Origin of the sequence: Subtercola frigoramans (assembly GCF_016907385.1) — a bacterium.
Classification (GTDB): Bacteria; Actinomycetota; Actinomycetes; order Actinomycetales; family Microbacteriaceae; genus Subtercola; species Subtercola frigoramans.
In genome coordinates this window covers 3,009,099-3,027,728 of record NZ_JAFBBU010000001.1, presented here as the reverse complement: position 1 = coordinate 3,027,728, position 18,630 = coordinate 3,009,099, and the positions used below count along the sequence as shown (strand labels likewise).

The window sequence follows — 18,630 nt, the reverse complement described above, 5'->3', positions numbered from 1 at the left end:
CGGTTCTGGCCCTTGGGGTATGGTGTAATTGGCAACACGGAAGATTCTGATTCTTTTGTTCTTGGTTCGAGTCCAGGTACCCCAGCTTCACAGCCCCGGAATCCCGGGGCTTTTTGCTTGTAGCGCCGGATTCTTCCCAGGGGTCCCCGCGGCGCCCCGCAGGTCATCTCTGCTGCTGGCCAGGGGAGCCGAAAGAAGTCTTTCAACGGCGAGAAGCGCCGCACCGAGGGCCACGGCGTTCTGCCCTGTGCCCGCAGGCACGAGGTCGAATTGTTCCCCCGGTCTTACCAGGGCCGCGGACCGCGTCGCGGAGGCGACGTCGGCCAGGTGATCCTGCGCGAGACTGAGCCCGGCCCAGCCGCCAAGCACTATGCGCTCAGGGTTGAACATGTTGACCAGGTTCCCGAGGCCGATGCCCATGATCTCGATTGTCTCGTCGAGCACACGTTTTGCGACGGTGTCGCCGTGGGCCGCCGCGGCCACTAGCTCCCGCAGGGCCGTCTCGGCGTCAGCCGACGGCTCGGCTCCCGCTTCACGCCAGCGGCGTGCGATGGCACCGCCGCCCACGTAGGCCTCGAGACAGCCCCGATTACCACAATTGCACACCGGGCCACCGATCGAGATCTTGGTGTGTCCCCACTCGCTGGCGCTCGACGCTGTCCCTCTCAGGATGCGCCCGTCGTTGATGACTCCCAGGCCGACGCCCCGGCCGAAGAGTGCCACGACTCCGTTGGCGATATCGCGAACTGCTCCGAACCAGCTCTCTGCGGTGGCGAGGGTCTTTGCTCCGTTGTCGGCGAAGACCGGGATGTCGTCGCGCCCGTAGATCGATTCGAGGCTGGTGGGCGGCCAGTTGAGGCTCTGGGCGAAAAGGGTGATCGTGCGCCGGGCAGCCCCGACGGGCAGCTCGCGAGGAGCTTCGACGATACCCGGCAGGCCCAGGCCGATGCCGTAGATGTTGTTCGGGGACCCTGCGGCGATGATGGCCTCGTCGATGGCGGAGGCGAGGGCGGCCGACACACCAGCGGCGTCGATTGCGCGCGAGGAAACCTCGCGGAAGACCGCCGAACGGGGGGCCAGGGCGAGGTCGAAGACCTCGACGGTGACCCCGTCCTCTCCGACATCGGCCCCGATGAAATGCGCGCCATCCGGGCGAACTGACAGCAAGGTCACCGGTCGGCCAACCTCGGAGGGCAGGCTGCCCGTCTCGTGGATCAGTCCCTCTGTGACCAGATCGGTGACGATGTTGGCGACGGTGGCGGGCGACAGGTGCAGGAGCGGGGCGAGTTGGCCGCGTGTGGTCTCGCCGTCGCGCACGAGCGCCTTGAGCACGGCGGCGCGGTTGCGGCGGCGAAGGTGCCGCGTGGTGAGTTCAGGTGTCATGACCGTGTCCCGTTCCGGCTGATCAGCGGTCAGTTCCAACACGACTTACGTTAAGCCCTGGGCGGGGGGCGCACAAGCAATTAATGTCGTTCGGAACGATCAGTGGCCCCCGCGCATCTGCGCGAGGGCCACCGATTCATCCCGTCGTCAGTACGACGAGTACACCGTGACGTCGTCGACGGTCCACCACTGCGGCGCTACGCCGGTCTGGGTGACGCGAATGTAGCGCGCCGTGGTCGGCGTGATCGAGATCGGGCGTTTCCACCCGTACGCGATGCCGGTACTGACCGTCACCCAGGTCGTGCCGTTGGTCGACACGTCGAGGGTGTAGCCGCGGGGGTAGTCCCAGGTCGACGCAGCGGGAGTCTGGACGGTGACTATGGCCACTGTCTTCGACGTACCCATATCGATCTTGAACCACTCTCCTCCAGCCATCGCTTGGCCGCTGCTCCACGCTGTGGCGTTCGCGCCGTCGATCCCGCCTGCGGTCGTCGAGCCCGCTGCCGTCGTCGATGCTGTGGCGATCCAGCCCGTGTGGCTCACCGCCACCGGCGCGTAGCTCGCCAGGCCGGCTGTGGCGTACTTCTGAACCGTCGACACGAGCCCAGTGTTCTTGGTGAAGTTGGCTGTGCCGAACCTGCCCAGCTTCGCAAGATAGGTCGCTGAATCGTCACTGTTGATGATCGGAACAGGGTTCTGGTTGTTGAAGTACATTCCCCAATAGGCGAACCCGTCTGTCTGGGTTCCCCGTACCTTGTAGGCCCAGTTCGACCACGAGACGTTCTGCGCATTCAGTCCGGCCATGAAACGCGCCCAGACGTCATCGTTGTAGTACAGCGAATACTCGCCGAACAGGATCGGCACACCGAGGCTCGCGAACTTGGCCGGCACCGCCCCGAGTTCCGTACTCACGAGCTGGTTCTGGGAGGTCCAGTCCTTGGAGTTGGGCATGTCGTACGGGTGGTATTCGTAGACCACGTTCGTCCAGCCGTAGACCGACGGGGCCGCGAGGTTTCCAGAACCGAAGAACGCACCGAGGTAGATGACGTGGTTGGGGTCGATCGCTCTCACGGCGTCGTAGAGACGGTCGTAGTATGCACTCTTCTGGGTCACGTCGTCGGCATCCTCCCCGTAGTCGATCAGCGGCTCGTTGATGAGGTCATAGCCGGCCACAGCGGGGTTGCCCACGTATCGCGTCGCGATGGCCTTCCAGATATCCTCCGTCCAGTTCTGGTACGTCGCCGAACCCCAGAACCCGTTCGGGTTCGGGCCGATCCGGCCGCAGCTGCCCCAGGGGCAGCCACCCCCTGGAACTGTGTGGAGGTCGACGAGGACATAGATCCCCCGCGCAGCGGCCTCACTGATCACCCAGTCGATCTTGGTCCACGGGTTCGCCTTCCACGTGCCATCGAGGTTCAGGAAGGTGTTCCAGCCGATCGGGACTCTGATGAAATTGAGCCCGGCGGCCTGCATGTTGTCGAGATCTGTCGTCGTCAGCCAGGTGTCCTGGTGTTTGTTGATGACAGTCTGCGCTCCCGCGGCCCCGAATCGGGTGGTGAGGGTGTTGTTGAGCGAGTAGTCATCGTTGTACAAGCCTGCCGACAGCTCGCCGATCGACCACCACGCGGTCGAGGTTGCCGTCTGGTTGATTCTGAAGTACCGTGCGGCCTGCGCCGGGAACGGAATTGTGGACGCCTTGACAGTGCCGACACCGGTCGCCACTGTCGTCCACGTCGTGCCGTTCTTCGACAGTTGAACCTGGTAGCCGCGCGGGTAATCCTGCTCATCGGTCGTGTTCTTCGCGGTGTCGGTGGTCACGTTGTTCAGCGTTATCAGCGCGCCCATGTCGACCGTCAGGGACTGGCCGGGTGCCTGGGGTACGCCCGTCGTCCAGCGGGTGGCAGTGTCGGCGTCCTTCACGTTGGCAGGAGTGGCTCCCGTCGAGGCGGAGACATTCCAGCCGCCCCGGTCGAGGTTGTTGCCGCTGGAGATGGCGATCTCTGCGATCGACCACCATTGCGCAGCAGTCCCGTTGGATTCGATTCTCAGGTATCTGCCCGATTTACCGCCCTGGAAGTCGGCCACGACGACCCGGTTCGCACCGTAACCGCTGGCCGCCTTCACGAAGGTCACGTTGTCAGACGATGTGAAGACGTCCCAGGTGCGAGGGAAGTCGTTCGGGGCTGCTCCGCCCGAATCGAAGAGCACCTTGTCCATGTCGACGCTGTGACCCAGGTCGATCGTGTAGCTCTGCCCGGGAGTCTGCGGCACTCCGGACTGCCAGGCTGTGCTTGCGTTGCCGTCGAGCGCCATGCCAGGAAATGTGCCTCCAGCGGTGGAGGATGCCGTCGCAGTGTAGGTGCCGTTGAACAGCACGGGGTCGTTGAACAGGTTGATCTCGCCGACCGACCAGAGCGCTGCAGCGGTTGCCGTCTGACTGAGCCGCACATACCGGGCGACCTGGGGAGTGAATCTCGCGGTGGTGACACCGGCAACCCCGGGCAGGTTCGCCACGCTCGCCCAGGTGACGCCGTCGGTCGAGGTCGTCACGTCGATGTTCCGTGGGTAGGTGCCCGCGAAATTGGTGTTATCGACGGAGAGCCGGCTGAAGAGTGTGTTTGCCCCCAGGTCCAGCTGGAGCCACTCGGCTCCTGTCTGGTTCGCGCCCGTCGTCCACCGTGTGTTGGCAGAGCCGTCCAGTGCCCCGGCCGTCGCTCCCGACGAGGCGGTGGCCGTCCAGCCCGTTCGATCGGCCGCGAACTCGCCCAAGGGTGACATCCAGTCCTCCTGGGTCAACCATCCGCCGACGTTCGTGCCTCGCAGGTTGACCGTCGTGCCGGTGCCCGAATTCTTCTTCAGTACAGTGCCGCTGGCCTTCAGGAAATCGGCCGCGACGATGGCCGCGGCTTCGGCTTGCAGGGGAGGTGTCACAGTCGTGGCCACCACAGTGGCGGCAATGATCGCTGCCACCAATACCGATCTCTTCATGATCCTCCTCGATCACCGCACACGCGCTGGCGCCCAGCGCAGACTCGGGCCCACGCCCAGTGAGCCAAGCGTCGCACAGGCACCGGGCTTTGTATAGGCTTTATATTAAGTAATAGTATTAATCGAATCCGCCCTTCGATCCAGGCGAGGCCTGTCCGGAACCGAGCATGAGGAGCCACACTGTGAGCGTCGTCGTCACGCCCTTCGACCGATATCTCGACCCGGCTGCTCCTCTTGACGCCCGGGTGGCTGACCTTCTGGCCCGCATGAGTGTCGAAGAGAAGGTCGGCCAGATGATGCAACTGGATGCCCGTGACGACATCGATGACCATGTTCTGCACACGCACGTCGGCTCGATACTGCATGCCTCGCCCGAGCGGCTGGCCCAGGCTCAGGAACTCACTGCCAGAACCCGGCTGCGGATCCCGCTCATCGTGGGGGAGGACTGCATCCACGGACACTCATTCTGGCTGGGCGCCACGATCTTTCCCACCCAGCTCGGCATGGCTGCGTCCTGGGACCCCGCACTGGTGGAGAGGGTGGCACGAGCCACGGCGGTCGAGGTCGCCTCGACCGGCATCCATTGGACCTTCTCACCCGTGCTCTGCATCGCCCGAGACCTGCGTTGGGGGCGCACCGGCGAGACCTTCGGTGAAGATCCGTTCCTGATCGGAGAGCTGGCGTCGGCGATGGTGCGCGGCTACCAAGGGCGCGGCCTGGTCGACCCCACCGCCATCCTGGCCACCGCGAAGCATTTCGCGGGCTACTCCGAGACTCAGGGCGGGCGCGATGCCAGCGAAGCCGATCTCTCGGAGCGCAAGCTGCGGTCGTGGTTTCTTCCACCCTTCGAACGGGTGGCACGGGAGGGCTGCCGCACCTTCATGCTCGGCTACCAATCGATCGACGGGGTGCCGATCACCATGAACGACTGGTTGCTCAACGATGTGTTGCGGGGAGAGTGGGGGTACACCGGCACGCTGGTGACCGACTGGGACAATGTGGGCCGCATGGTGTGGGAGCAGCAGGTGCAGCCCGACTACGCGCACGCGGCAGCGGCGGCCGTACGGGCAGGTAATGACATGGTGATGACCACGCCTGGCTTCTTCGCCGGCACCCTCGAAGCCATCGACCTCGGCCTGCTGAAGGAGTCCGACCTCGACGCGGCGGTGTCGCGCATCCTCACCCTCAAGTTCGAACTCGGCCTGTTCGAAAACCCGCGCCTGCCCGACCGGGCTATACAGGAGGTGGTCATCGCCTCCGTCGAACACTCTGACCTGAACCTGGAAGTCGCACGGCGCTCGGTGGTGCTGCTCCAGAACAACGGCGTGCTGCCCCTACCCATCGACGTGCCTGTTGCGAGGAGTGTCGCCATCGTGGGGCCCCTGATCGACGACGCGCAGACCCAGCTCGGTGACTGGGCGGGGTCCTCCGGCCAGGCTGGCTGGCTGCCAGACGGCCATCCACGCCACCTGATCACGACGGTGCTCGACGGGATGAGCGAATTGCTCCCCCCTGCCTGGCAACTCCGTGACGCACTCGGCGCAGAGATCCTGCGCCTGGTACCCGATCCGGCAGGCGCCAACTTTCCCGACGGGCAGCCCCGGCCCCCTCTGGTGATCCCCAGCGACACGGATGATCGCCTGATCGCGGAGGCCGTCGAAGCCGCCCACGGCGCAGACTACGTCGTGGCCGTCGTCGGCGACCGCATCGAACTCGTCGGCGAGGGGCGCTCGACAGCCACGCTCGAGTTGATCGGCGGCCAGATCGCCCTGCTCGATGCCCTGGCGGCAACCGGCACGCCGTTGATCGTTGTGCTCCTGGCCTCCAAGCCCCTCGTGCTTCCCGAGTCAGCCATGAACGCTGCCGCGGTGCTCTGGGTGGCGAGCCCCGGAATGCAGGGAGGCCGCGCGATCGCCGAGATCCTCCTGGGCCTCGTCGAGCCCTCAGGGCGACTGCCCATCTCGTTCGCGCGGCACGTGGGCCAGCAGCCGACGTACTACAACCAGATCCGTGGCCAGCACGGCGACCGGTACGCCGACCTCACCCAGAGCCCTGCCTTCCAGTTCGGCGACGGCCTCTCATACACCCACGTCGAGTACTCGGAACTTCGGCTGCACCAGGCGGAGCTCACGAGTACCCAGACTCTGACCGCCGAGATCACCCTGCACAACACTGGCTCCAGGCCGGCGCTCGAGACTGTTCAGGCCTATGTGAGCGATCTGGTCACATCGGTGAGCTGGGCAGACAGGGAACTGAAGTCCTTCACCCAGGTGCCCCTCGACCCGGGTGAGAAGGCTACCGTCACCCTCTCTGTGCCCGTCGCCGAATGCAGCATTGTGGATGCCCGGGGGAGACGTCTGGTGGAGGCGGGGGAGTTCCTGCTGCACGTCGGCCCATCATCCCGTGCAGCGACGCTCTCGAGCGTGCCCTTCCGGGTCATCGACTGAGTAGGGATCGGCGCTGTGGAGGGTTCGGCACTCTGGAAGAATCGATGCTGGACGCCCGGCCCTGTTCTGGCAGGCGCGGTTCGACCCGGGCCGAACTTCACGGCACGGTAGCTGCTGAACGTTCTGATGCCGGGAGAACGGGACGTGTGCCGCGGGGTTCGTTCAGCAAGGAATCGAGCGGCATCATTGCGGCCCCGAGCGCTACGGTGTCACCGCCGAAGTGGCAGGCCACGAGTTCGAACTGGCTGCCCGGCCGGTCGAGCGCCTCGGCACGCGTGGCCGCGGAGATGCGTTCTGCCAGCGTCTCCATCAGCCGCAGGCCCACCCAGCCGCCGATGATGACCCGCTGCGGGTTCGTCAGGTTGACGAGGCCGCCAAGCGCAGATCCGAGTGTGCTGACCAGATCCTCCACAACGGCAGCCGCGATGGGGTCACCCGCTTGCTCGGCGTCGAGGAGTTCGCCAATCGCTCGCCATCCTGAACCCTCCACACTGGCACCGGCGCCCCGCCAGTCGTTCAGGATCGCGTCAGCACCGAGGTAGGCCTCGACGCAGCCATGGCCGCCGCAGCGGCAGGGGCGACCGTTGCGGGCGATCTTCAGGTGCCCCCATTCGCCGGCGCTGCTCATGAAGCCGTGTGCGAGTTCTCCTCCGCTGACGATCCCCAGCCCGACACCCCGGCCCAGGAGCACGACGAGGGCTTCGTCGATGCCGTTTGCCGCTCCATTCCACAGCTCGGCCATTGCCAGGGTCTTGGCCCCATTCTCGGCGAACACCGGGATGTCGTGCGAGATGAGTTGCTCGACGGGGACCGGTGGCCAGCCGAGGCTCTGGGCGTAGAGCACCTGGTGGCCTTGCGCATCTGTCTCGACGACTCCGGGAAGGCCGAGACCGATGCCGACCATATGATCCCAGGCGCCCGGGTTCCGCAGCTTGAGGGCGTCGAGGGCATCGTCGAGATCACGGGCGATCGCCTCCACCGGCTCGCCCGCTGTGCCGCCGGTGAACTCCCGGTCGATGCGGGTCATCGACAGGTCGAAGAGTTCCACGGCGACGCCGCGCTCGCCCACGTCGGCGCCGAGCATGAAGGCGCCGGCGGGGTTCGGGGCGATCAGGGTGACAGGGCGCCCGCCTGTCGACGCGATGAGGCCGGCTTCGATCACGAGCCCTTCGTTGATGAGTTCGGAGACCAGGTTCGTCACCGATGCCACAGACAACCCGCACTCCTGGGCGATCGCTGCTCGGGTCGTCTGACCCGAGAGGATGATGCTCCGCAAGGCGTGCCGACGGTTGCGTTGTCGCACATCGCCCACCGTCGCCGGTGCAGACCCGGCCATTCCGCCACGGGCGGAAGCGGGTCGCGTGGCCTTGTGTTCTGAACCTCTCACGTGGTGGGCTCCATTACGATCTGCGCGATGGTTGTCACAGCGGTGGCTGTGACCCGCAATCCGCGGCCGGTGATCTCCATCGTGACTGTGGCGTCGTTGCCGAATGCGTCAAGCACCCGGCACGATTCGGCACCGGCTGCAAGTTCGAACTCCAGCCAGTCGTCGGTTGCAAGGTGAACGACCAGTTGTTCGCTGGGGTGGTACTGGCGGCCATCCGATTGTTCGAAGGGATTCTGCGGATTTCCGCCGGGCCGCGCCCATACTAGCGTGACCCCGTCATCCTCGCGGATACCGGGGGTGGGCTGCGCATCGGCCACGCCGTACGACTCGCCGGGGCCACGATAGCCGAAGCCCCAGCCGGGAATGACTGCCGGCCGCTCGGCGAGCAGCGCGGCGACGACATCAGCTCGCCAGATACAGTTCTCCATCTTCATCGCGCTCAGCAGATTGTCGAAGATGAGCTGCGCCTGGGCCGGGTCGAGCACCGAAGAGTCATGGATGCTCGTGATGACCTTGTCCCAGCCGTTGGGCGCGACGATCGAGGCGGGCGAGGTGAGCGTCTCGATCTTCTTCCACGGCCAGAAGTTCCAGCCGATGTCGTGGGTCTCGTAGAGCCGGAAGGCGGCGTAGATCCACTCCAGGGTGTTCTCACCACCTTCGCCCATGTAGATCGGCAGGCCGAGCCGGTCCCTGACCGCCAGGAAGGGAGCGATGCTGGCGCGGTCGGGTGACGACCAGTACTTGTGGAACTGGAGGAGGGAATTGTCATCCCACACCTCGGTGAAGATCTCCCAGTTGGTCGCCCAGTGAGACCCTTCGTAGACGATGAGGTGATGACGGTCGACGAGACGGATCTCGGCGGTCAGGTCTCGGTACAGGGTGGCGAGGTCGTCGGCGTAGACGTGCTGCCACTCGTTCGGCAGCGGTTCGTTGAGCAGGTCGTAGCCCAGCACTACGGTCTCGTCGGCGTACCGCGTGGCCAGCTGTCTCCAGAGCTGGATGGTCCGCTCGCGGTAGACCGGTTCCATGAAGAGCTCAGGCAGGTTGTTGGGTGAATCGTCGATGTTCGTGCCCGTCTGGCCACCGGGGGCTCCGTGCAGGTCGAGGAGAACCCACAACTCGTGGGTGCGGCACCACGAGATCAACTCGTCGATCAACGCGTACCCCGCCTCGACCGGTGAACCGTCTTCGTTCTGGATCAGCCGTGAATTGATCGGTAGGCGCACATGATCGAAGCCGCTCCGGGCGATCTGCGCGATGTCCGCTTCGGTGATGAAGGAGGCCCTGAACGAGGTCCAGAACTCGGATGCCCGGGCCGGGCCGATGAGCCGATCGACGAGTGCCTCGATCTCTCTCGGCGATTCGGCTCCTGGGCCGAACTTCCACATGTAGCCCTCTGGCAGCATCCAGTTGCCGAGACCGACGCCCCGCAACAGCACCTCGCGGCCCAGCCCATCAACCAGGCGGGCATCCCTGGCGTGCACGAAGCCTTCGAACGTGGCTGGACGCGGTTCGAAGACGCGGCCGGGATCGAGAAAGGTGGTGTCAGTCACAGTGCACTCCATCGGTTATTTGAGGCCGGACAGCGCAAAGCCCTGGACGACATAGCGCTGGAAGATGATGAAGACGATCAGGATCGGCACGACCATGATCGACGCGGCGGCCATCTGCAGGGACGGGTTTCGGGCGATCTGCTCGTTGAGCAGGGCCAGCCCCACCGAGAGTGTGTAGCTCTGCTGGTCGCTCGCGATGACCAGGGGCCAGAGAAAGCTGTTCCACCCCGCGATGAAGGTCAGAACCACCTGCACGGCGAGGATCGGCCCGGACATCGGGAGCACGACCTGCCAGAAGGTGCGGAACTCGCCTGCGCCGTCGAGTCGCGCAGCTTCGAGCAGCTCGGTCGGAATAGTGCTCATGAACTGCCGGAACAGAAAGACACTGAAGCCGCTCACGAGGGTGGGTAGGGCGATGCCGACCAGAGTGTTGGTCAGTTTCATCCCGTTGAGCATGAGGTAGGTCGGGATCATCGTGACCTGGATGGGGATCATCATCGTGGCCAGCACAAAGAAGAACAGCACCTTGCGACCCCGGAAATCGAACTTCGCGAACGCATACCCGGCCATGGCCATCAGGAGCAGGCCGACGAACCCGATGAACACGACGATGATGGTGTTCACGAAATACCGGCCGAAATCCAGCTCGGTGAACAGGCGCACGAAGTACTCCATGGTGGGCGCCTGCGGAAGCAATGACGGCGGATACTGCACGGCTTCTCGTTGCGGCTTGAACGACGAGGCGATCATCCAGAAGAACGGGAAGGCCGTGATCAGGGCTCCAGCAGCAAGGGCGATGCCGATCGCCACGGGCAGCGTGCGCCCGCGCGACGCAGAGACGGAGCGGCGGGCGGTGCGGGGTCGTGCCGGCGGGGTGTTCCTGGTGCTCCCTGCGTCGGGTTCTGCTGGGAGCTGTGTGCGTGGAGCAATGCGCACCTCTGTGCGCCCGCTGAGCCGGCTAGTCATCGTCGTTTCCTTTCACACGGAGCTGCACCAGGGTGACCACCGCGATGATCGCGAACAGCACGATCGAACCGGCGCTGGCGTACCCGAACTGGTTGAGCCGGAAGCCCTCTTTGTAGAGGAAGATCGAGGCCGATGTCGTGGCGCCGAGAGGACCGCCGTCGGTGAGAACGAATGGTTCGTCGAAGAACTGCAACCAGGAGATCGTGGTGGTGACTCCGACGAAGAAGATCGCGAAGCGCAGAAGTGGAATGGTGATCGAGACGATCTTCTTCCACCCGGAGGCGCCATCCAGCGCCGCGGCCTCGAGATACTCCTTCGGCACTGCCTGGAGTGCGGCAAGGAAGATGATGATGTTCAGGCCCGTGCCTCGCCACACGGCGACGAGCCCGACCGAGAACTTTGCCAACGTGGGGTCAGAGAGCCACTGCACCGGCCCGATGCCAACAAACGAGAGCAGATAGTTGAACACGCCGAACTGGGTGTTGTACAGGTAGCCCCACACCAGGGACACGGCCACGATGGCGGTGATTGCGGGAATGAAGTAGAACGAGCGCAGAACCTGGAAGAACCGGTTCTGGCTGTGATTGAGCAGAAGCGCGACGGCCAGCGACAGCACGAGGATTGCGGGAACTCCCACGACGGCGAAGAGGGCCGTGTTGCCGATCGAGTTCCAGAAGGCCGGGTCGGCAAAGAGCTTTGTGTAGTTGTCGATGCCGATGAACTTGACGTTGCCCCAGTTCATGAAGGCCGAGATATTCATGTTTGTGGTGCTGATGACAGCGGCGATGAGAATGGGCACGATGCCGAACGCGATCAGCAGGATCATGGCCGGAGAAACGAAGAGGTAGGGGGTGAGGCGAGTTCGCACGAGAGCCTTTCCTCGGGCCGGATGGAAGTGGAGGGGTGAATGGGGTCGCTCCGCGCTGACGCGGGGCGACCCCATCCTGCTGGTGGATGCTCGGCTAATGGATGCTGAGGCTACCGGTCTTCTCGAAGAAGGTCTTCAGGCTCGAATCGCGGTCTGCGCCCTGCAACACGATCCCGTTGAGTGCTGTGAGCAGTTCGGTTCCGACCAGGCCGTCCCAGTTGGAGACGAGCGGGAGAACCTTGGCCGTGTCGAGCTGCTTCGTGTAGACCTTGACGTTCGGGTCTTCGTTGAGAGTGGGGTCGGTCAGTGCGGCCTTCACGCTTGGGAGTTCGCCAGAAGCGGCGTACCACGCGAGTTGCGTCTCCGGCTGGGCCAGGAAGTTGAGCAGCTTCAGCGAGCCGTCCTTGTTCGAGGTGTTGGCCCAGACGCCCAGATTCGATCCGGCGAACAACGATGTCGATGACGCAGATCCCGCGGGCAGGGGAGCGGCGGCCCACTTGCCGTCGAGCTCGGGCGCGGTGTCCGCGACGGCCTTGCCCAGGTACGGGCCACTGAAGACCATGGGTGCGGCCCCCGTGATGAACCCCTGGATCTCATCGAAGTCGCTGTTGGTAGGCACGCTCTTATCTGCATACAGGCCGGTGTAGGTGTCGACTGCTGCGGCGAACTCGGGGGTGTTGAAGTCCACGTTCCCGTCAGGCGTGATCACTTCACCACCGTTGCTCCACGTCATGACGACGGGGAGCGGTGCTGCCCACTGCGGCACGTAGAACCCGTACTGGCCTTCGCCGCGACCGGCCAGGATCTTCGCGTCGGCCCGGAGTTCATCCCACGTGGCCGGTGGAGTGGTGATGCCGCTTGCCGTCAGGATGTCGGAGCGGTAGAAGAGCACGCGCGTGTCACTCACCCACGGGATGCTCACAATATTCCCGTTGACCGCCGTGGCGTCGCCTGCAACACCGTCGGCGAAGTTCGACGCCGCCAGGGCCGGATAACCGGCGAGGGATGACTCATCCAGTGGCAGCAGCGCACCGGCATCTGCGAAGGCCCTCAACTTGGACAAGCCGATCTGCAGAACGTCGGGCCCCTTGCCCGAGGCCACAGCAGTGGTCAGTTTCTCGTCGATGCTGTCCCAGGGAATGGCCACCACCTTCACTTCCACGCCGGTTTCTGCAGTGAACGGCTTGACGAGGGTCTGGAACTTCTCGCCGGAGTCACCCATCACCCACACGGTGAGTGGGCCGGATGCAGCGGCCGTCGGGCTCGACGACGACGCTGCGCACGCGCCCAGACCCAGGGCCAACCCCGCTACGACGACGGGTGCAAGCACCCTGCTGACTATTTTCTTCATTGAAAATCCTTCGTTCTGAGAGACATTGAGGAACGGTATGCACACATTCCGCGTGCTGCCGGAGTGCGATGAACTACTGCGGTGAGTCGGGAAGACAGATCGACGCCTGGGCTCAATGCTCGCTGCTGGGTCGACCTTCCCCAGTGTAGGCATTTGTCATGAATTAATTCAAGTCTTATTTTTATCAATATTCAAAGCCGCTGTGCCTGCGCCGTGAGTCAGCGGTAGCGTACCTCCGATGACCACGTATGGGGTTCACTGCTCAACGACGCAGGCATCAACCGTCAACGATGTGGTTCCAGCTCTCCGTCTAGATGGAGGCCGTGCGTTGTCAGCTCACGACGAGGACCGCGCTGACGCTCGACGAGAGCGAGGGAGAACTGGCCGTCAGCGTATACGTGCCGGGCCGATCGATGGCGCAGCCGCTGAACTCAGCTACTCCTGCGTCGGTGAGCCGAGGGTTCACGATGCAGAAGAGGTGTGCTCCTCCCGCCGGAGAGGTTATCGACAGTGTGACCAGCGCCAGCGCCGTGACTGTGTTTCCGGCGGAGTCCTCAACGGTGACGACGGGGTCGATCGGGAAGAACGCCCCGTGAGTCGAACCCACCGGTGAGGTGGTGAACACCAACTGTGTGGCAGCGCCCGCGGTGATCGAAAAGCTGCTGCTCACTGCCGAGGCGAGCCCGTTCGAGGTCGCCGTCAGCGTGTATCTGCCCGCCCGATCGATGCGGCACCCGGAGAATGCCGCGAGGCCCGCGACCGAGGTCTTGGGGTTGGTGGTGCAGGTGAGCGTCGCGCTTGCTGGCGTCGTGATTACGACGGTGACGGGCGCTGTGCTGGCTGTGATGTTGCCGAAGGCGTCGATAACGGCGACAGTCGGTTGGGTCGAGAAGGCAGCAGAACTGACGGAATTGGAAGGCGACGACGCGAAGCTCAGTCGGCTGGCGGGGCCGGTGCTGATGGTGAAGCTGGCGCTCGTCGCCGAGGCCAGACCGCTGGACGTTGCGGTCAGGGTGTACGTGCCGGCCTTGCCGATCGCGCATCCGCCGAAAGTCGCCGCGCCACTCACCGCCGACTTCGGGTTCGAGGTGCAACTCAGCGTTGCACCTGCCGGAGTGGTGATCGTGGGGCTGACCGGATTGGTGCCGGACGTCGTGTTGCCGTTCCCATCCTGGATGGCGACGACTGGTTGACTCGCGAACGCAGCACCGCTGGTCGACGACGACGGGGGCGTCACGAAGGCCAGTTTGCTCGCTGTGGAGACGATGAAGAAGCTGGGGCTGACGCCGCTCATGGTGCCTGAAGTCGCTGTGAGAACGTAGCTGCCCGCCTGGTTGATTCGGCAGCCCGCGAAGGTAGCGACGCCGGCGACCGTGTTTCTCGGGTTGTTCGTGCAGGTCACGGTTGCGCCGGCGATCGACAGGGTGATCGGCAGCGAACTGGTCGTGACCGTATTGCCGCCGGCATCGACGACGGCCACCGTCGGCTGACTGGCGAAAGCCGCGTTGCGCGCGGTGTTACCTGGCGACCTGGTGAAGGCGAGTTTGTTGGGTGCGCCGACGGTTACCGTGAAGACCGCGCTGGTCGTTGATGTCAGGCCAGGGGATGTCGCGGTGAGAGTGTAGGTGCCGATTTTGTCGATCGTGCATCCAGCGAAGTGTGCAGTGCCAGCGACGGCAGCTTGTGGATTGGCGCTGCAGGTGAGGGTGGCGCCAGCGGGCGTGCTGATCGAGAGTGTCACCGGTTGAGTGCTGATGGTCTGACCCCCGCTCGCGGTCTGGATCGCGACCGCGGGTTGGCTGGCGAAGGCGATGCCTCCCGTCGAGTTCGAAGGGGCGGAGGTGAAGCCGAGTTTGGCCGGGGTCAACGCCGCGGCGGCGGCCCAGTTGTTCGCCACGTTGCTCGCTGTTCCGGTGAAGGCGGAACTGGCCGACGGCGTGATCGGTGCGAGGGCAACCATCGCAGCGCACAGGATGAGAGCCAGCACTGCCAGAGCACTCTCAGCCCCGATGCTGCCCACCGAAGCGCGGAGGCCGGGGCGCCGCGATCGCTCATGCTGCGCCCGAGGACCGCGTCTTTCTGAGGCTTCGTCCCGCGACGCAAGGAATTCGACGATGAGAGCGAGAAGAGTCACCGCGAGCCAGCCTGCGAGCGGGAGGATACGGCCGTGCTGCAGCCAGAACGAGGGAAGGCCGATCCACGGAATGAGGAGGCAGCCCACCGCAATGACGTCGGCGCGGGCGAGCGGCGCGCTGTCCACCTCCCGATTGGCGTCGCCAGCCGTGACCAGAGTGCCGTCAGGATTGGTTCCGACGATGCGGTGTAGCCGGATGCCGGGCTCCGCCGAGCCCGGAGGCGCCTCGAACGTCACCACGCGTCCCATTGGCGTCGGAGCGTCTGTCGGCAGGGGCCGGCTGAGCACCACATCGCCGACGCCGATGTGCGGCATCATCGAGCCGCTCTGCACCACCGTACCGGTGAGGCCGAACACCATCGGGAGAGTAGCGCACACGGCAAGAGCAACAAGGAACACGAGGTAGCCGCGTGCCAACAGGCGCAGTAGCAGGAGCCCCCAGCCTGCCGCAACAGCGCGGCGGGTCTGGGCCTCGGGCATCGGCTCCCCTGTCATCGATTGACCCTCGAAAGCCGTAACCGCTCTACTGGGTGGACTGCAGCTCCCACACGACGTCGGCACTGGCCGATTTCCCCTGCAGCGCGTCGACCTGGGCCTGGGTCAGGCCAGTCACATCGAAAGTCCAGGTGGCTTTGTAACTCTTGGTTTCGCCCACGGTTCCAGCGGTGATCCACGGCAGCACGCCGGTAGCGTAGTCGTGGTAGGTCGAGCTGATCGCTGAAAGAGACAATGTCGGCCCGGTGGCGTCGGCGACAAATCCAGTGCAATCCGAAAAATTGCCCCCGGTGCCGCTCTGCAGCGAGACGGTGATGTTGGTCTCAAGACCCTGTGCACCCAGCGTGTCGAGATAGACGCGCACTTCCCCCGGAACCGTCGATTCAGAGGTCACGAGTAGGCACTTCGACGCGGTCTGCCCGGGCACGACTCCCGTCACGCGGAAGGCCGCCGCTCCAAGGTCGTCATCCGAGAGCAGTACCGACCCCGTCTCCCAGTTGTTCCCCGTGTTCCGGGTGGTCGCCGTGAAGGCGGCGTTGGATCCCTGCCAGACGAGAAGTCCGGCAACCAGGATCGCGGTTGGTCCGACGATGAGCGTAGCGATACGCCGCGTACGAGCTGTGGGCTTGTGCATGTGAGTTTCTCCCCCGTGCGAAAGGCACCGACGTCGAAGGTGAAGACGATGCACATAGACCGTCCCTTTCCGGGTCGCAAGCCTTCACATGCACGAGCGTGCCAGACTCCTGGCCGCGGCCACAGTGCCGAAGGTCCCGTCGGCACTGGCTCGAGAATCGCACCAATTTCGATCAAACCTCGCTATCCCCCCTTTGGGGGCGTACGGTCGGGAACAGAGCCCGTCCAGCGAAGGAGGTGCAGTGCCGTGAACTCAGACCGAGAACACGCCTCACTCCCGTGGCTGCGCCTCGTCTTCGGAGCCGGTCTTGTTGTAGGCGGGTGGATGATCGTGGGCAGCGTCCTGGGCGGTACCAGCGCCTCGGCGGCAGAACCCGGCTCCACCTCTCCCGTTGCTGTCGTCGCCCCCCTGGTGCCCGCGATTCCCGTAGCAGCCGTCGGGCAGGCCGCGGTCTCCGCTGACGTGCTCGCGCCCCTGGTCGAGGTGCTAACACCCGTAACCGTCGAACTCGCGCCGGTGGCGGAGGTGCTCGCGCCGGTGGCGGAGGTGCTCACACCCGTCACGACCGTGTTGGCGTCGGTGGCAGAGGTGCTCACACCCGGCATTCCGCCCACAACCGCGCCGGCGCCCGCTCTGGGTGCAGTGCCGCCGCTGCCGGCCATCGACATCGTGCCATCCCCGTCTGCCGCTCCTGCGCCGGCCATCCCTCGTACGACCGGGGGAGGTGCCGCGCGGCAGCCCAGCGCTGTGGAGCTGGTGGGTGGCGCGAATCGGGCGGGAACGGGCATCCACCGCGCCGGTGCCGCATCGGCGACCACACGAGACTCTGCACCAGCTGCGGCGACCACAACGCTTCCTCTGCCCCTCGCGCCGGCCTCGCCGCGCGAACCAGGCGGGGAGACCACACTTCCGGCGGTACCGTCGAGCCCGACTGCCCAGGGGGCAGGCACGGGGGGCGGCTCGACGACAACCGTCGGAGGACACTCTGCACTCGTGGGGCCCGCCGTGTGCCGGGCCGCACGATGGGCTGTGAACGACGAGCTCCCGTCGTCGCCGACCTTCGACACAGACACCTCTCCCGACTGAATGGGCTCGCTCTGCCGCAAACGGCAGAACACGAGCAACGGTCTCCCGTCAGGGAGCATCCACACCATTCAATCGATTCAGGAGAAGACTCTCATGCGCAAAATAGTGACCAGGGGGCTGTATTTCGCCCTCTTCGTCGGTGGCCTCTCGGCCGTCGGCTGTGCGGCGGCAAACGCCGCAGACACCACGAGCGGCGATGATTCGGTCGCAGGCGGAAACCAGGCGATCGTCTCGGCCGTAGCGCCCCTCACGGTGGGCGGCACGGCCGTCTCGGTGATCGGCGATTCGACGAGCAGCGGTTCTGGCACGGCCGTCGGTTCACCCGCCTCCGGGCTGGTAGCGGCACCTGCCTCGGCGCCGGTTTCGGCACCGCTGGCGACCAGTGGCGACAGCTCGCTGCTCGGCGGCACCCAGGGCATCGTGAGCGTTGCCGTGCCGGTGACCGTTGCGGGCGATGCCATTTCGGTGGCCGGTGACTCAGACAGCTCCGATGCGTCGACGACGGTTGCCTCGGCTCCGGCCGCAACAGCCGCGCCGGTGTCGGCGAGCACCACGCCAGCGCCCGCAGCGGCGCCCGTGACGACAAGCGGCGACAACAGCGCTGCCGGTGGCAACCAGGTCGCCCCGGTGGCCAGCGTTCCGGTCACCGTCGGCGGCAACGCCATCAGTGGTGTTGGGGACTCGGCGACGTCTGCGCCCGTCACCACGGTGCAGCCCGGCTCGGGCCAGCTCGGCACGGGCGGCAGCGCTACCAGCGGCAACGGAAGCGTCGGGGGTGGCAACCAGATCGTGCCCGTCATCGCGGTGCCCGTCACCGTCGGCGGCAACGCCGTCAGCGTGATCGGCGATTCGACGACAACAGGCCCGACCGCGGTCGTGGTACCCACAACGCCGACGGTTCCGACCGTCCCCGTTGTGCCGACAGTTCCAACCGTCCCCGTTGTGCCGACAGTTCCAACCGTCCCCGTTGTGCCGACAGTGCCGACAACGCCCACGGTGCCGACAATCCCTGTCGACCCCGGTACGCCGACAGTGCCTTCGGCAGGCTCGAGCGGCGCTGGTCAGGCCGCGAGCTACCAGGCGAGCGCTGCGACGGGAGCACACAGCGACCCTACGGGCATCCTGGCCCTGACGGGATGCAACCTCGCTGGCATCATCGGCATTCTCGCTCTGCTGTTGGCCGCCGGTACAGCAATGATGGTCGCCGGCCGCGTCAAGCGGTGGTTCCCGGCCGGCCGCAAGAGCTGACACCATCGATGCCGCGGGCCGCGCAGACGTTTGCGCCGACCCGCGGCATCAACGACCGTACGAACGAGTCGACAATGCCGAAGTGAGGCG

12 protein-coding genes and 1 tRNA gene are annotated in these 18,630 nt (G+C 65.2%); 4 read left to right on the top strand and 9 right to left on the bottom strand.

Annotation, left to right across the window (positions count from 1 at the left end; genetic code table 11):
- The first annotated feature begins 13 nt into the window (after positions 1-13).
- Positions 14-85, top strand: a tRNA-Gln gene (locus tag JOE66_RS14220).
- Between the two features lie 2 nt (positions 86-87).
- Here the strand turns inward: JOE66_RS14220 and JOE66_RS14215 are convergent.
- Together JOE66_RS14215 and JOE66_RS14210 are read right to left on the bottom strand one after the other, a co-directional pair.
- Positions 88-1,383 carry an ROK family transcriptional regulator gene (locus tag JOE66_RS14215; RefSeq protein WP_205110470.1) on the bottom strand — a complete coding sequence of 432 codons (1,296 nt, stop codon included), beginning with the start codon at positions 1,381-1,383 and terminating at the stop codon, positions 88-90.
- 147 nt (positions 1,384-1,530) lie between these two features.
- Positions 1,531-4,371, bottom strand: coding sequence for a discoidin domain-containing protein (locus JOE66_RS14210; RefSeq protein WP_239518321.1), 2,841 nt, complete (start codon positions 4,369-4,371; stop codon positions 1,531-1,533).
- A gap of 182 nt (positions 4,372-4,553) precedes the next feature.
- Between JOE66_RS14210 and JOE66_RS14205 the strand changes: the two genes are divergently transcribed.
- Positions 4,554-6,818 (top strand): exo-beta-d-1,3/1,6-glucosidase, encoded by a 2,265-nt coding sequence (locus JOE66_RS14205; RefSeq protein ID WP_372435495.1) that lies wholly within the window; start codon positions 4,554-4,556, stop codon positions 6,816-6,818.
- A 97-nt stretch (positions 6,819-6,915) separates the two neighbouring features.
- Here JOE66_RS14205 and JOE66_RS14200 read toward each other — a convergent pair whose 3' ends face one another.
- The 7 genes from JOE66_RS14200 to JOE66_RS14170 form a co-directional block, all read right to left on the bottom strand.
- Positions 6,916-8,205 carry an ROK family transcriptional regulator gene (locus JOE66_RS14200; protein WP_307827220.1) on the bottom strand — a complete coding sequence of 430 codons (1,290 nt, stop codon included), beginning with the start codon at positions 8,203-8,205 and terminating at the stop codon, positions 6,916-6,918.
- On the bottom strand, positions 8,202-9,758 hold the full coding sequence (locus tag JOE66_RS14195) for a cellulase family glycosylhydrolase (protein WP_307827219.1): 1,557 nt from the start codon (positions 9,756-9,758) through the stop codon (positions 8,202-8,204). Before JOE66_RS14195 ends, JOE66_RS14200 begins: the two co-directional genes overlap by 4 nt.
- A 15-nt stretch (positions 9,759-9,773) precedes the next feature.
- Positions 9,774-10,724: a carbohydrate ABC transporter permease gene (locus tag JOE66_RS14190; protein WP_205110465.1), complete on the bottom strand. Its 951-nt coding sequence runs from the start codon at positions 10,722-10,724 to the stop codon at positions 9,774-9,776.
- Entirely contained in the window at positions 10,717-11,592 is an 876-nt protein-coding gene (locus JOE66_RS14185; protein WP_307827218.1) for a carbohydrate ABC transporter permease, read from the bottom strand. The genes JOE66_RS14190 and JOE66_RS14185 overlap by 8 nt, the downstream gene beginning before the upstream one ends.
- 94 nt (positions 11,593-11,686) lie before the next feature.
- Complete coding sequence (locus tag JOE66_RS14180) at positions 11,687-12,943, bottom strand: extracellular solute-binding protein (RefSeq protein WP_205110461.1); 1,257 nt, start codon at positions 12,941-12,943, stop codon at positions 11,687-11,689.
- Between the two features lie 331 nt (positions 12,944-13,274).
- Positions 13,275-15,572, bottom strand: coding sequence for a hypothetical protein (locus tag JOE66_RS14175; protein WP_205110459.1), 2,298 nt, complete (start codon positions 15,570-15,572; stop codon positions 13,275-13,277).
- A 28-nt stretch (positions 15,573-15,600) separates the two neighbouring features.
- A complete protein-coding gene (locus JOE66_RS14170) occupies positions 15,601-16,206 on the bottom strand; it encodes a hypothetical protein (protein ID WP_205110457.1) in 606 nt (201 codons plus the stop codon).
- Between the two features lie 246 nt (positions 16,207-16,452).
- On the opposite strand from JOE66_RS14170, the gene JOE66_RS14165 reads away from it, so the two are divergent.
- The gene (locus JOE66_RS14165; RefSeq protein WP_205110455.1) at positions 16,453-17,292 is read left to right on the top strand and encodes a hypothetical protein; all 840 of its coding nucleotides are present in this window, start codon (positions 16,453-16,455) and stop codon (positions 17,290-17,292) included.
- Positions 17,293-17,385: 93 nt separating this feature from the next.
- A complete protein-coding gene (locus tag JOE66_RS17335) occupies positions 17,386-18,540 on the top strand; it encodes a hypothetical protein (RefSeq protein ID WP_239518320.1) in 1,155 nt (384 codons plus the stop codon).
- The last annotated feature ends 90 nt before the right edge of the window (positions 18,541-18,630 follow it).